Genomic DNA, 14,076 nt, shown 5'->3' on the forward strand with positions numbered 1-14,076 from the left:
GAGACCATGGTGTCGCTGTACGCATCGCGCGAGAAGATCCAGCCGCGTTCCGTCAAAGGTCTGTTCGCCACGTGGCGCTGGGTCATGGTGTGGATCACGCAGCTGGTGTTCTACGGGCTGCCCTGGCTGGAGTGGAACGCGCGCCAGGCAGTGCTGTTCGATCTGGAGGCACGCCGCTTCTACATCTTCGGGCTGGTCCTGTACCCCCAGGACTTCATCTACCTCACCGGCCTGCTGGTCATCTGCGCCTTCTCGCTGTTCCTGTTCACCGCGGTGGCCGGGCGGCTCTGGTGCGGCTTCGCCTGCCCGCAGACGGTCTATACAGAGATCTTCCTGTGGATCGAGAAGAAGGTGGAGGGCGATCGGGCCGCGCGCCTGCGGCTGGATCAGTCGGCAATGTCTGCGGTCAAGTTCGGCAAGCGCTCGCTCAAGCATGCACTGTGGATCCTGTTCTCCCTCTGGACGGGATTCACCTTCGTCGGCTACTTCGCACCGATCCGCGAACTGGGTGCGCTCTCGCTGGCCGGCGCCCTCGGACCGTGGCAGTGGTTCTGGATCTTCTTCTACGGCTTCGCCACCTACGGCAACGCCGGCTTCATGCGCGAGCAGGTCTGCAAGTACATGTGCCCCTATGCGCGCTTTCAGAGCGCCATGTTCGACCGGGACACCATGATCGTCACCTACGACGAACAGCGCGGCGAACCGAGGGGCGCCCGTTCGAAGAAGGCGGATCCGAAGGCCCTGGGGCTGGGTGCTTGCGTGGACTGCACCCTGTGCGTGCAGGTCTGCCCCACCGGCATCGACATCCGCAAGGGCCTGCAGTACGAGTGCATCGGCTGCGCCGCCTGCGTCGACGTGTGCGACGACGTGATGGACAAGGTGGGTTACCCGCGCGGGCTGATCCGCTTCTCCACCCAGAACGGCGTGGCCAACGGCTGGAGCACGCGCCAGATGCTGCGCCGCGCCATGCGCCCGCGCGTGCTGGTCTACACCGCCATCCTGGCCGCGATCACCCTGGCCGTGGGCCTGAGCCTGTTCCTGCGCACACCGCTCAAGGTCGACGTGATCCGCGACCGGGGGGCGCTGGCCCGCATGGTGGAGCAGGGCCGCATCGAGAACGTCTTCCGCCTGCAGATCATGAACGCCACCGAGGTGCCCCAACGCTATGCCATCGGCGTCTCGGGTCTGCCAGGCATCGCGCTGGCCTCCAGCCCCGAGGTGGAGGTGCTTTCCACCGAGGTGCGCGCGGTGGCGGTGCGGGTGCAGATTCCGCCGGACGCGGCCAGCAGCGGCTCGCACCCGATCCAGTTCGACATTCGCGCCGTGGGCGACGAGGCGATCCATGTGTCCGAGAAGGCCGCGTTTCTTGTGCCGCGCTGAACTCTCATCTTCATCCGAGGAGCTTCCATGAACCCATCGACATCTCCCGCGGTCGCCGCGGCCCCCGTTGCCTGGTGGCGCGTGCCCCACATGTGGCTGGTCGTGGGCGGCCCGCTGGCCGTGGTCGTGGCCAGCATCTTCACCGCCTTCATCGCTGTCAGGAACGCCGACCCCGTGCTCGACAAGGCCGAGTTCGAACGCGACCGGCAGGCCGTGCAGGTGCTGGAAGGGCAGGCGAAGACGGATGCGCTGATCAAGCTGCAGCCCGCACACCAGGCCCGCAACCACGCGGCCTCGCCGGTGGTGCCCAGGGAGCCCTGAGATGAGCGCGCGCCCATGGATGGCCATTGCCTGGCCTGCCTTCCTGTTCGCAGCGGTGCTGGAAATGGTGGTGTTCGCCGCAGTGGATCCGGGCGATCTGCACGGGCTCAGCGGCGAGCCGCTGGGCTGGACCCGGCAGGCGGTCTACACCGTGTCGTTCTTCGTGTTCTGGGCCGTGACGGCCGCCGCCAGCGCGCTGAGCGTGGCTCTCGTCAACCGCAGGTCTGAGGGTTGACGATGCGGCGCAGGCCGTCGGTGTTCTTGATGTGCACGTAGCGCTGCTTCACATCGATGATGCCGTCCTCCACGAACTTGGAGAACGTGCGGCTGACGGTTTCCAGCTTCATGCCGAGGTAGCTGCCGATTTCCTCGCGCGTCATGCGCAGCACCAGCTCGGATTGCGAGAAACCCCGTGCGTGCAGGCGCTGCACCAGGTTGAGCAGGAAGGCGGCCAGCCGTTCTTCGGCGCGCATGCTGCCCAGCAGCAGCATCACGCCGTGGTCGCGCACGATCTCGCGGCTCATGATCTTGTGCACGTGGTGCTGCAGCGTGGTGAACTCGCGCGAGAGCTCTTCCACCTGGTCGAACGGCATCACGCAGACCTCGGCGTCTTCCAGGGCCACGGCGTTGCAGGAATGGTGGTCGCTCACGATGCCGTCGAGGCCGATGATCTCGCCCGTCATCTGGAACCCGGTCACCTGGTCGCGGCCGTCGGCCGTCGTCACACAGGTCTTGAAGAAGCCCGATCGCACGGCGTAGAGCGACGTGAACTTGTCGCCCACGCTGAACAGCGACGTGCCACGCTTGACGCGGCGGCGTTTGGAGATCACCTTGTCGAGCTTGTCCATCTCATCGGGGTTCAACCCCATGGGCAGGCAGAGTTCGCGCAGGTTGCAGCTCGAGCAGGCGACTTTGATGCTTTGAGCGTCCATTGGAAAAGGTCCAGATTCGCAAAAGGTTACAGCATACCCCCCAGGGGTGTGAATTGACGCCCCCGGAGGGGATCAGATCGACGTCTTTTGATCCGGATCAAAAGATATTGCGGGGCAGTGGCGCACAGTGAAGGCCTTGATGGAGATTCGATCTTGAGCCACGCCATATCCGAGGACCTGCTGCGGCGTTTCGACGTATCCGGGCCCCGGTACACCTCGTACCCCACTGCCGACAGGTTCGTGGAGGCCTTCACCGAGAACCAGTACATCCAGGCCCTGGAGCAGCGCCGCGCCGGCTCCATGGCCTTGCCCTTGTCGCTGTACGTGCACATTCCGTTCTGCGAATCAGTCTGCTACTACTGCGCGTGCAACAAGGTCATCACGAAACACCATTCGCGCGCGGCCGAGTACCTGCGCTACCTGGCGCGTGAAGTGGAGCTGCAGGTGGCTCACCTGGGCACGGGCCACAACGTGTCGCAGCTGCACCTGGGTGGCGGCACGCCCACCTTTCTCTCCGACGCCGAGCTGGAAGACCTCATGGCCATGCTGCGGCGCCACTTCACCCTGGTGCCGGGTGGCGAGTACTCCGTGGAGGTCGACCCGCGTACCGTGACCGAAGAACGCCTGAAGACGCTGGCCCGGCTGGGCTTCAACCGCCTGAGCTTCGGGGTGCAGGACTTCGACCCGGCGGTGCAGAAGGCCGTGCACCGCGTGCAGCCCGCCGGGCAGGTGTTTGAGCTGGTGGCGGCCGCGCGGCGCATCGGCTTCGAATCGGTGAATGTGGACCTGATCTACGGCCTGCCGCTGCAGACGCCCGAGTCGTTCGCGCGCACGCTGGCGCAGGTGAGCGAGCTGAGGCCCGACCGCATCGCGCTCTACGCCTACGCCCACCTGCCGTCGCGCTTCAAGCCGCAGCGCCGCATTGTGGCCGCCGAACTGCCCAGCGGGGGTGACAAGCTCGGCATGCTGTCCATGTCGCTCGACAAGCTCATGGCCGAGGGCTATGTGTACGTGGGCATGGACCACTTCGCGCTGCCCAACGACGCGCTGGCGGTGGCCAAGCGCCAGGGCCGGTTGCACCGCAACTTTCAGGGCTACAGCACCCAGCCCGATTGCGATCTGATCGCGCTCGGCGTTTCCGCGATCGGGCGCATCGGCGCCACCTACAGCCAGAACGCGAAAACGCTGGAGGAATACCGCGACCTGCTCGACCAGGGGCGGCTGCCCATCGTGCGCGGGCTGGCGCTCACGCGCGACGACTTGCTGCGCCGCGCCGTGATCATGTCGCTCATGTGCCAGGGCGAGGTGTTGTTCGAATCGATCGAACTCGGCCACCTGATCAACTTCCGCAGCTACTTCGCGCGCGAGCTCGATGTGCTGGAGGGCCTGGAAACCAACGGCCTCGTGCGCCTGAGCCCGACGGGCATCCAGGTCACGGAAACCGGCTGGTTCCTGGTGCGCGCCATCGCCATGGTGTTCGACAAGAACCTGCAGGTGGATCTGGACCGGGCGCGTTTCTCCCGGATCATCTGAGGCCAGGCCCGCGCCGCCACCATGCAGACCTCGATGGCGATCACAGCCCTCTTCATGGGCTTGGTGGGCGGGCCGCATTGCGTGGCCATGTGTGGCGCGGCCTGTGCCGGCGTGGCGCGTGCCGCCGGGCCGCGTGGCACGCAGGCGCTGGTGGGTTTCCAGCTCAGCCGCATGCTGGGCTACGCGTTGTTCGGCGCGTTCGCGGCGGGTTCCGTGCAGGGCCTGGCCTGGCTGGGCACCCACACCGCCGTGCTGCGGCCCGTGTGGACCATGTTCCATGTGGCCGCTTTGCTGCTGGGCGCGGTGCTGCTCTGGCAGGCCCGGCAACCGGCCTGGATCGAAAACCTGGGGCAGAACGTCTGGCGGCGTGCACGCCCGGTGATGGCCACGCTTGGGCCGCGCGCGCCGGTGGTGCTGGGCATGGCGTGGGCGCTCATGCCCTGCGGGCTTCTCTACTCGGCGCTGCTGGTCGCGTCGCTCTCGGCCAACGCGCTGGAAGGTGCGGCCATCATGGCCTTGTTCTCGATCGGCACCTCGGTCTCGCTGACCGCCGGGCCGTGGCTCCTCTTGCGGCTGCGCGGTGCGCGGTCGGGCCAGTGGGGCATTCGCCTCGCGGGCCTCGCGCTCCTGGCCACGTCAGGCTGGGCCCTTTGGATGGGCATCACACAGCCCACCGGCCTGTGGTGCCTGTGATGCGCCTTTAGTGAGACGGCGCGTTGCGGCCGGGCAGGGTGGCCAGCACGAGGCCCAGCAACGCAATGCCAAAGGCCACGCCCTGCAAGAGGGTGAGCCGCTCGCCCATGAAGAGCACACCAATGGCCGCTGCGCTGATTGGCAGCATCACCGTGAACACACCGGCCTGCGAGGCGGGTACCGTCTTCAGCCCGGTCATCCACAGCCACACCGTCCACACGCTTGCGGCCAGTGCGTAGAACACCAGCAGGCCCCAGATGGGCAGGGCGACGGTGGAGAAGTCGAACGTCCACGCGGCCCACAGGCCGAACGGCGTGACCAGCGCGAAGCCCCAGAGGTTGATGATGGCCGAGATGCGCTTGGGCCCCAGCCCTTCGGTGAGGTGCTTGCCGATCACCACGTACGAGGCTTCGCACACCACCGCCGCGAACACGAGCAGGTTGCCAAGCAATGCCTTGCTGATACCGAACGGGCCGCTCGTGTCTGCCACGGCCGCGGCCGTTTCTACCTTCTGCAAGGAGAACAGGCCGATGCCGATGGCCGCGCAGGCGATGCCCGCCGCACTGCGCCAGCCAATGCGCTCGCGCAGAAAGACCCAGCTCAACACCGCCACCACCGCCGGAATCGACGACATCACCACACCCGCCGCCACGGCGGTGGTGAGGCTCACGCCGAACAGCATGCAGATGGAGAACAGGAAGTTGCCCAGGAACGATTCGAGGAAGAGCAGGCCGCGTGTGCGCGGCGACAGGGCGGGCTCGTCGGCCGGCTTCTTCAGCCAGTTCCACATCGCCACACCCCCGATGCCAAAGCGCAGCCAGGCCAACAGGAACACCGGAAACACGAGGACCAGCGGCTTGGACAGGGCGACATAGCTGCCCACCAGGGACATGCTCAGGGCCAGGCTCGAATAGGCCCACAGACGGTTCGGGGAAGTCACGGTTGCTACTTGAAGAGGCTCGAAAGTGGATCGCATCATGCCTGAGAGCCGTTCTTTTCAGGATGAGAGATTTTCTTTTCTCATCGTGAAATTGTGAAATGCTGCATCGCAAGAAATTTTCTCAATGCAAGAAACTGGTTTTTGTATAGAGAAAAATAACAAGAAGATCATTGAAAACAAAAAAGAAAATTTTTGTCTTATATAAGACATAAGAGCTTCCAAAGGTCTTCTATAAGACTTAAAGTCGTCCCAACGGCAACGCACTTTCATGCAAACCCGCCGCCCCCGTTCCTTCAACCTCACGGAGTACCCAAATGCCTCAATCCCTCACCGAGCAACTGAGCCGCGCACAGCAAATCGAAGCCCTCGAGAAAGACTGGGCAACCAACCCCCGCTGGAAGGGCGTCAAGCGCGGCTACACCGCAGCCGACGTGGTCCGCCTGCGCGGCAGCATGCAGATCGAGCACACGCTGGCCAAGCGCGGCGCCGAGAAGCTGTGGGACAAGGTCAACGGCGGCGCCAAGAAGGGTTACGTGAACGCCTTCGGCGCCATCTCCGCCGGCCAGGCCATGCAACAGGCCAAGGCCGGCCTGGAAGCCGTGTACCTGTCGGGCTGGCAAGTGGCTGCCGACGGCAACACCTCCGAAACCATGTACCCCGACCAGTCGCTCTACGCGTACGACTCGGTGCCCACCATGGTGCGCCGCATCAACAACACCTTCAAGCGCGCCGACGAAATCCAGTGGGGCCGTGGCATCGAGCCGGGCAGCCCTGAATTCATCGACTACTTCCTGCCCATCGTGGCCGACGCCGAAGCCGGCTTCGGCGGCGTGCTCAACGCCTTCGAACTCATGAAGAACATGATCGCCGCCGGTGCCGCCGGCGTGCACTTCGAAGACCAGCTGGCCGCCGTGAAGAAGTGCGGCCACATGGGTGGCAAGGTGCTCGTGCCCACGCAAGAGGCCTGCGAAAAGCTGATCGCTGCCCGCTTCGCGGCCGACGTGATGGGTGTCTCCACCATCGTGCTGGCCCGCACCGACGCCGAAGCCGCCAACCTCATCACCAGCGACCACGACGCCAACGACAAGCCCTTCCTGACGGGCGAGCGCACCCAGGAAGGTTTCTTCCGCGTCAAGAACGGCCTGGAGCAAGCCATCAGCCGCGGCATTGCCTACGCGCCGTATGCCGACCTGGTGTGGTGCGAAACCGGCGTGCCCGACATCGGCTTCGCCCGCGAATTCGCCCAGGCCGTGCAAGCCGCCTGCCCCGGCAAGCTGCTGTCGTACAACTGCTCGCCTTCCTTCAACTGGAAGAAGAACCTCAACGACAAGCAGATCGCGTCCTTCCAGGAAGACCTGGCCGCACTCGGCTACAAGTACCAGTTCATCACGCTGGCCGGCATCCACATCAACTGGTTCAACACCTTCCAGTTCGCCCACGCCTACGCCCGCGGCGAAGGCATGAAGCACTACACGGAAATGGTGCAGGAACCCGAATTCGCCGCACGCGACAAGGGCTACACCTTCGTGTCGCACCAGCAGGAAGTGGGCGCGGGTTACTTCGACGACGTGACCACGGTCATACAGGGTGGTTCTTCGAGCGTGAAGGCGCTGACGGGCTCGACCGAGGAAGAGCAGTTCCACTGATCATCACGTAGAGGAGACAGGGCCACCCTTCGGGGTGGCTTTTTTGTTGGCAATGCGCGACGAACAAGATAATGCGGCTGTACAGGTTAGTAAGCTCGAAAGCTGGAGGAAACCCAAATGCTAGAACCCCTAGGCAAGTCGCTTGGCGCCGTAGTTGAAGAGCGACTGTCGAGTCCTCTTGTTAGCAGCTTTGCCATTTCGTGGTCTCTCATTAATTACAAGTTCTTTGTAATTCTTCTCTCGAAGAACTCTGTCACAGAGACATTTGCTCTAATTGAAAAGCTCTGCTTCCCGACGATGTGGCATTGGATCGGATATGGCATCGTGTTACCTAGTGTAGCGACTTACCTTTATATATATTGGCTCCCAAGCATCTCACTTAGAGTTTATGAGCGATGGAGATTGACGCAGCATGAAAATGATCGCATTCGCAATAAGTATCCCACTGATAAAATGCTTTCGCAGGAAGAGTCTTGGGAATACCAAAAGAAGTTTGCGGAACTTCAGCAAGCAGTAGCTAGCGAACAGATGACCTTCAAGGCGGTTCAGGGTGACCTAGATCTTGCAAACAACAAGATAAAAGGCCTCACGGAATCAGCTGCAAATGGACTCAATGAAACTCGGGAGCTTCAGGCAAAATTCCATGCTATTGTTTCTGAGCTAAAGGAGTCTGAACTAAACAATGCAGGTTTGCGTGGCACTCTTCGCCAGGGAAAGCTTACGCTTTCTAAGCTCAGAACTGTAATTGAGAAAAACGGAAATGTTGATGAAGATTTTTGGTCCAACGATGACAAAGAGTTTTTCGCGAAAATACTTCGTGTAGAAGATGCGGAGCTAGTTGGCGTGCATCCTGATGGATCGATAACAAGGTCCTGAACAATATCCTTCATCTCACCATGCCCGAAAGCTTTGGGGCGTAGTACCCATCATTCACCCATATGTCTTTGCACAGCTCCGCTAATTCTATGGCTATACAGTGGGGAGTCGATCGATTACTGCAGCCTTTAATGCGTAGTATGTGGCCATCGGCGCAACAATCAGTGGGGCGAGGGTGTCTCGCATAAACATGTCCGTTGTGTTTCCACATCGTTGCAGCTCAAGTAACCTTCTTAGACCTATGAAGATTTCTCCTGCCGCAGACTTGAGATCATCTCTAGGATTTCCCCTCCCGACACTATTGCTTATCGCATCTGACTTGATTTTCATAGCCTCCGGCAGAAGCGCTTCTTTGCCTTCGCGGACAACCAGTGCTTCGATTACATCATCTGCAAGCAGGTAGGATTCTAGGTTTCGATTGGCCAATACTAGATCGCCATTTATTTCGAATTCCGCAACCTCGGCATCCGATTTGTCATCGCGATCACACATTGAGCGGACTGAGGCAGTCGGAACTATGTCGGAGAGTGTCTTGCGTATCGATACTCCGCTAGCTAGTATCTGATTGGATGCTCCTCCAGATATAAACAATATGTCCGGGTGTTGACTTGCAAGTACGCGATTGTAGATTTCCGCGTCAAAATCCTTGCGCCGATTTCCTGTTGTAGACCCTTCGCATACAACAACTATTCGCGGTGCTACGCGCATGGTTAAATCATCGAGGGCGATTGAAAGAAGCTTTTCCCATGTGACTCGGCCAAGATTGCTTGGGACGATTTCTCTTGGAACATCAGGATCTTCGGCATCAAAATCTATGATTGCAACATTTCCGGGTCTATCGGCAGCCATTTCTTGTGCGGCACGCAGTACGCCTAACGAGTGCGTGGTTACCCAAAGCTGTGCACCTTCCGGCAGAATCTTCACCATTTCTTTCAAGAGGAGGCCTTGAATGCGCGTGTGTAAATGGGTTTCCATCTCATCGATGCAATAAACGGCATCGCTGTAAAATCTCTTCTTGATGTGAAGATCCAATAGCAAATCAAATGCGGCTTTTTCACCCCCCGAAAGATTCTTGTAGTGATAACCATTGGCGGAGCCTTTGTCGAAGTAAAACGCGCCGCTACCGAGGGGGTCACTAATGTTGTTTAACACTAAATCCCCGAACACCCTTCTCATTGAATGCCGAACTTCTCCAATAAGTTCCTCGCGTAGTGTTGACACACTTTTCTCGTCATTTTTCGTATCGTAGACGCCGGCCATGGTGTCATACACGAGTCGCTGATAGTTCTCGGATACGGTCTGATCATTGTCAATGATTCGCCCTAACTTGATGTTGTCAGATGGAGAGCTGGGTCTGCCGATACCCCCAATCGAGAAGTCGGGATCGTTTCTGTAGGCGCTGCGGACGTAAAGACATCCTCTATGAGGAGATACATCCCCCACCAACTTGACCTCTATACTTTGCGTCCAGTCGAATGGTTCGTTGGGGTCTTTTCGATAGTACAGAATATCAGAATTAAATCCGAAGCCGGTGCCCGAGCGGTACCATTGCAATAAGGCATCAAAAAGTGAGGATTTGCCACATCCATTTGGCCCAACGACGACGACTAGCTTTGCCGATTCAGGTATGTCGCGAACTATCAAGTCTGTAAATCTTTTGAAGTTCCGAAGGTGGATGCTTTTAATCCGCATAACTTAACCTCAAAATGGTCTGATGGGCAGTATAGTGTCGGCCTTGTTAAGGCCCTAATACAAGTGAGGAAGACAGAAGCATTGTTGGTCAAAGTTGGGAAATGCGTGCCACATCCTATCTACAAGCTTCCGTGAAATTGAGGCTGATGGAAAGGATGCGTGCACATGATCTAGATGGCATGCTCTGAGTCGCCGTAGCTTGCTGGGGGCAGATAAAGATGATTCGAGACTGGCTCTTCGTTGGCTGCGGCGTGAACGTATGGCGTCGAGGACATCACCAGAAATTCGTATCTTCGCCCATGTCACCAGTTGAGTGTCCAGGCCTAAATGCTCCGTTGTGAAAGGGTGAGGGTGATCCGATGCAACTTCCGGTACTTGCTTTCCGCAATTAGCGGCCTGATGTAAGAAGATTTTGACTGAATCCTCGTTGATTTTTGCTTGTTTTCGCAAAGTATGCGAACTGCACTTTGAAAAGATCGCATGCTTTTCGAATATTGTCGAGAAGGGTGGATCGTTTCATTACCTGCGTATCCTCGGAGAACACAAGATGATAAATTGTTGCCCAAACGAGTGCAGCTGCATGAAAATTGATTGCTTCCGTGGGGCCTACGAGTGAGGTGCCCAATTCTGGAGCAATTACTTCTTTGGCTAGGCTTGTTCCGACCACTTTGCATGATGATATGAAAAGGCGCCTGCCCTTCATATGAGGTCGTAGTAGCTCCCCAAGCTCCTCGTGGTCAATGTCGTCTTGATTCGTTGTGCAGATTCCATTTTTATCTCCGTGCGCTGAGAGATGTAGGTATCTGTAGTTAGATGCTCCGAACTTGCGAACAGCGGTCTCGAATTCACCACGTGTCCGGACATAGCGGTACTGCGGGTTTTTCCCGTGAAGCCGCAAAAGGTGACTGAGGAACACCCCTTCAAAGCGCCCATTCCCCTCATCTTCCGGGTGCAGGCTTTCAATTATATAGACATCCGCAATTGTTGCCATGTGTATATTGGTATTTAGAGTAAGGTGCTTGAGTAGCTAAGGCATTAGGTCACACATCGATTGCACTTCTCAAAGTAGTTTCTGCACGTGATGCCAACCAACACCTGCTTGTAGATATGGCATGTGCAAGAGATTGCGGGAGCAGCCGACCAGGTATCGGCGGCGCTACCCGGGACCGAGCGACAGAAACCACTTTCCCACTTGCATTACCAACTCAATAGACCGCACCCAGGAGCAGTAAGCGCCTCTTGATCATCTTTACGAGGGTCTGTGGGCGCTAGGTGTGAAGTCTCAATAGGTTGTTCATCCGTCTCGGATTTGGGAAGCTGTGGTTACCAGGCCAAGCAACTCAAGTCAGGAGAGACGGATGAACAGTCATAAGCATGCTCGATTGACGCCCGCAGGTCGAACCCTGGGAAGCGCTCCCGTATTTCGCCTAAACAGACCGCGGTTCCCAATAAATCGGCTGTCGCACGCAACTCAACGTCTGTAGCTCGCTTGGCTGGGGCGCAGCCACACATAATCCCAATCATCAAGAGTCCAGCAATGGCTTTAAGCATTGCAATTCGCATGCGAGGCGCTCTTACCCGCATTGGTGGAATCAACAGCCCCACACTCCGGAGCCAAAGCTGCCTGGACTGTATATACTGCAATTGATTTTCTGTTGTTCTTTGTATATGTCGGTCGGTTCGCTGTACGCGTTGCTTGAACCAGAACGGTCCGGCGCTCCGCCGAAATACCTAGGGTAATTACTTTTCACGAGCGCTTCATTCGTGGGCACGAAATGAACGACTTCGCCGTATTTTGAAGTAGCTCCCTCTTTGTCTTCTGCGATATGAGAATAGAAAGTTCTTAAGTGGGTGGCGCTGTTTATATTGCAGTGACCGTACGGTGCGGCGGTTACACCCATCAACGGGTTTGTTAAATCCTTTGGGGTGAAAATTTTGTAGCAATGAACATGCTGAAAAGTAATTCTATTTTTCTCGAATCTAGCCAGTCGGTATAGATAAGAGACACGGTCGCCAGCGTCTGGAATTAAGGTGAATTGAACAATTGCGGAATTCGTTTTCGGAATCTTTTCGAAAGCCAGCTTGTATGCCTTGTTGTTCGTTAGGTCAACAAAGCTATAAGTCCCATCTTTCAATTTTCCGAACATAATAGTCTGGCAACTATCTTTGTTCCCGCTAACACAGTAATCGAACCAAGGTCCACCGTTCGGAAGCGGCGCGGCATAAGAGTTTTCAATATATGCACTCGGGGACAAAAAAAATCCCGTTAGCAGCGGATATGCTGCGAGCAGCCCTACCATGCGAAGGAACGCTTTAAACATTATAGATTCCTGAGTCTTGGATTTGTGTCGAGTCGGGGTCGCGCTAGAAATAATTAAGTGTCAGGAGTTACCTCGGTGGCCCTAACGAATTCAGGCAGGAGGTAAATATGTATGGACAGGCCTCTTCTGCAATCTAGCAGCCTTTTGCCGTTCTGTGTGCACACCCCACCAAATTTTTTTCGGCGCCGAGCCACCCAAGCGCGATGCTTAATTCATGGGGGTGAGGGCGGTAGAAGCAGACAACGGCCGTACTGAGTTGGCGTCGCCACATCTGGTAATGATGTGTCTAGCCGGGCATGGTGCAGCGCCTACCGCTGACTAACCGTAAGCCTCAGCTGTTCATTGGCATCAATGCGCGCAGCGAGGCCTACGCAGCGTCCGGGCAATCGATGTCGCAACGGCTCGGCACCGCCGCAGCCACCCGGAACCAACCTGGGCCTCCCTCGTGCAGCCCTGGAGCCACGGCGGCCTCGCCTGGGACCAACTTGGCGCACCCCTGGGCACAACCTGCGCCGGACCCGGCCCGCTAGCCCGCGCCCTGGACCCTCATGCGCCTCTCGACGTCCTTTACGAGGTCTGAGGGTGCAACGTCGAGCGCGTCACACAGTTTGAACATCATTCGAACGCTAAGGCTGCTTTGCCCAAGCTCTATCACTGATAGATAGCGGCGGTCCACGTCAGCACGAAGTGAGAGCTCAGTCTGGCTCCACTTACGACGTGTACGCAGGCTTCTGATCGCCTGACCGACTGCTTGATCTGGTTCCACTTGGCTTGCTCTGAGGGATGGGCAAGGGTGGGCCAGAACACTCCCGAGTTTGCCGTCTGCATACGGCAAAATGCTCCTCGCACTTCCGGTGTCGAGGGGTAAAGGCGTGGGCGCAAGAAGCACTTGCCCCACTGATCGTTATTTCAACAAGGAGAAATCTTGATTCGATTTGCACATATGGCGGGCGCATCTGCCTTGGTCCTCCTGGCTGCATGCGGGGGACCATCCAGCGCCGATCTGGAGAAGTATTCGGAGGCCTGCGTGGACTTCTACAAGGAGCGCCGGGGGAAGTTCAGCGACGACGTGGAGATGCGCAAGCACTGGATGAAGGACGGCAAGGTGGTCATAGCTCTCAAGGTCGAACGGCCGAGGGAAAGTGGCTACACCGAGGAGCTATGCATCGTGGACCCTGAGGAGGGCACGGTTGGGCTTCCGTCCGTTTTCGAGCGCTCGCGGTGGGCTCAATGAGCGTCCACACCCAACAAAGGAGCCGCGGAGCTGTGACGTTTCGTGTTGCGGGTGTTCTCGTAGCAGCGATGGTGCTACAGGCATGCAAGCCAAGCCCACCGCCGCCCCCACCTGCACCCAAGGAGACGACGCTTCAAAAGCAGACCAGAGCGTGCACCGATGACGTGAAGCTGGGGCTCAACGATCCCGCCTCCCTGGAGGTGGTGACCGTAAAGGAGATCCCATTGGACAACGGAGGCATCGCAATCGATCTTGACTACACCGCAAAGAATGCAATGGGTGGACGAGTTCGCGGGCAGACGTTCTGTGTCTTTAAGGAGAAGCAGAGCGTAGTGCTTGATGAGGAGAACCGCGTCAACCAAGTCCGCAAGATGATGCGCACCATGAATGAATTGGGAATCCGCACCAACTGAGTGGGCTGCTGCCGGTTTCAAAGACACCTTGTTAAGGTGGAAGATGAAACCGGAGGTGGTTTATGGAGAGAAGACGGACATTCAGCCGCGAGTTC

The 14,076-nt window shown here is 58.2% G+C and carries 15 protein-coding genes; 9 read left to right on the forward strand and 6 right to left on the reverse strand.

Annotated elements, in window-relative coordinates; all coding sequences use genetic code 11:
• The first annotated feature begins 6 nt into the window (after window positions 1-6).
• Genes ccoG through J2X09_RS24070 form a run of 3 tightly spaced genes read left to right on the forward strand, consistent with a single transcriptional unit; the run spans window position 7 to window position 1,936 of the window.
• Entirely contained in the window at window positions 7-1,380 is a 1,374-nt protein-coding gene (ccoG, locus tag J2X09_RS24060; protein ID WP_204735365.1) for a cytochrome c oxidase accessory protein CcoG, read from the forward strand.
• Window positions 1,381-1,407: 27 nt separating this feature from the next.
• Window positions 1,408-1,701 (forward strand): nitrogen fixation protein FixH, encoded by a 294-nt coding sequence (locus J2X09_RS24065; RefSeq protein ID WP_204735349.1) that lies wholly within the window; start codon window positions 1,408-1,410, stop codon window positions 1,699-1,701.
• Between the two features lies 1 nt (window position 1,702).
• Window positions 1,703-1,936: a hypothetical protein gene (locus tag J2X09_RS24070; protein WP_204735350.1), complete on the forward strand. Its 234-nt coding sequence runs from the start codon at window positions 1,703-1,705 to the stop codon at window positions 1,934-1,936.
• Here the strand turns inward: J2X09_RS24070 and fnr are convergent.
• The gene (gene fnr, locus J2X09_RS24075) at window positions 1,914-2,633 is read right to left on the reverse strand and encodes a fumarate/nitrate reduction transcriptional regulator Fnr (RefSeq protein ID WP_204735351.1); all 720 of its coding nucleotides are present in this window, start codon (window positions 2,631-2,633) and stop codon (window positions 1,914-1,916) included. The two genes, J2X09_RS24070 and fnr, sit on opposite strands and share 23 nt — an antisense overlap.
• A 153-nt stretch (window positions 2,634-2,786) precedes the next feature.
• On the opposite strand from fnr, the gene hemN reads away from it, so the two are divergent.
• A complete protein-coding gene (hemN, locus tag J2X09_RS24080) occupies window positions 2,787-4,166 on the forward strand; it encodes an oxygen-independent coproporphyrinogen III oxidase (RefSeq protein WP_204735352.1) in 1,380 nt (459 codons plus the stop codon).
• A gap of 21 nt (window positions 4,167-4,187) precedes the next feature.
• Window positions 4,188-4,859 carry a sulfite exporter TauE/SafE family protein gene (locus J2X09_RS24085; protein ID WP_204735353.1) on the forward strand — a complete coding sequence of 224 codons (672 nt, stop codon included), beginning with the start codon at window positions 4,188-4,190 and terminating at the stop codon, window positions 4,857-4,859.
• Window positions 4,860-4,866: 7 nt separating this feature from the next.
• On the opposite strand, the gene J2X09_RS24090 is transcribed toward J2X09_RS24085, so the two are convergent.
• Window positions 4,867-5,835: a DMT family transporter gene (locus J2X09_RS24090; protein ID WP_204735366.1), complete on the reverse strand. Its 969-nt coding sequence runs from the start codon at window positions 5,833-5,835 to the stop codon at window positions 4,867-4,869.
• Between the two features lie 278 nt (window positions 5,836-6,113).
• On the opposite strand from J2X09_RS24090, the gene aceA reads away from it, so the two are divergent.
• Both aceA and J2X09_RS24100 read left to right on the forward strand, forming a co-directional pair.
• Window positions 6,114-7,445: an isocitrate lyase gene (gene aceA / locus J2X09_RS24095; RefSeq protein WP_204735354.1), complete on the forward strand. Its 1,332-nt coding sequence runs from the start codon at window positions 6,114-6,116 to the stop codon at window positions 7,443-7,445.
• A gap of 117 nt (window positions 7,446-7,562) precedes the next feature.
• Window positions 7,563-8,321: a hypothetical protein gene (locus tag J2X09_RS24100; RefSeq protein WP_204735355.1), complete on the forward strand. Its 759-nt coding sequence runs from the start codon at window positions 7,563-7,565 to the stop codon at window positions 8,319-8,321.
• A gap of 93 nt (window positions 8,322-8,414) precedes the next feature.
• Here the strand turns inward: J2X09_RS24100 and J2X09_RS24105 are convergent, their stop codons facing one another.
• From J2X09_RS24105 to J2X09_RS27110, 4 genes are all read right to left on the reverse strand, one after another.
• Window positions 8,415-10,013, reverse strand: coding sequence for an AAA family ATPase (locus tag J2X09_RS24105; protein WP_204735356.1), 1,599 nt, complete (start codon window positions 10,011-10,013; stop codon window positions 8,415-8,417).
• Window positions 10,014-10,401: 388 nt separating this feature from the next.
• Window positions 10,402-11,004 (reverse strand): hypothetical protein, encoded by a 603-nt coding sequence (locus J2X09_RS24110; protein WP_204735357.1) that lies wholly within the window; start codon window positions 11,002-11,004, stop codon window positions 10,402-10,404.
• Between the two features lie 601 nt (window positions 11,005-11,605).
• Window positions 11,606-12,334, reverse strand: a complete 729-nt coding sequence (locus J2X09_RS24115) for a hypothetical protein (RefSeq protein ID WP_204735358.1) — start codon at window positions 12,332-12,334, stop codon at window positions 11,606-11,608.
• A gap of 526 nt (window positions 12,335-12,860) precedes the next feature.
• Complete coding sequence (locus tag J2X09_RS27110) at window positions 12,861-13,232, reverse strand: helix-turn-helix domain-containing protein (protein ID WP_374726530.1); 372 nt, start codon at window positions 13,230-13,232, stop codon at window positions 12,861-12,863.
• 129 nt (window positions 13,233-13,361) lie between these two features.
• On the opposite strand from J2X09_RS27110, the gene J2X09_RS24120 reads away from it, so the two are divergent.
• A complete protein-coding gene (locus tag J2X09_RS24120; RefSeq protein WP_204735360.1) occupies window positions 13,362-13,568 on the forward strand; it encodes a hypothetical protein in 207 nt (68 codons plus the stop codon).
• On the forward strand, window positions 13,565-13,981 hold the full coding sequence (locus tag J2X09_RS24125) for a hypothetical protein (RefSeq protein WP_204735361.1): 417 nt from the start codon (window positions 13,565-13,567) through the stop codon (window positions 13,979-13,981). The genes J2X09_RS24120 and J2X09_RS24125 overlap by 4 nt, the downstream gene beginning before the upstream one ends.
• The last annotated feature ends 95 nt before the right edge of the window (window positions 13,982-14,076 follow it).

The sequence above is a fragment of the Hydrogenophaga laconesensis genome (assembly GCF_031457235.1).
Classification (GTDB): Bacteria; Pseudomonadota; Gammaproteobacteria; order Burkholderiales; family Burkholderiaceae_C; genus Hydrogenophaga; species Hydrogenophaga laconesensis.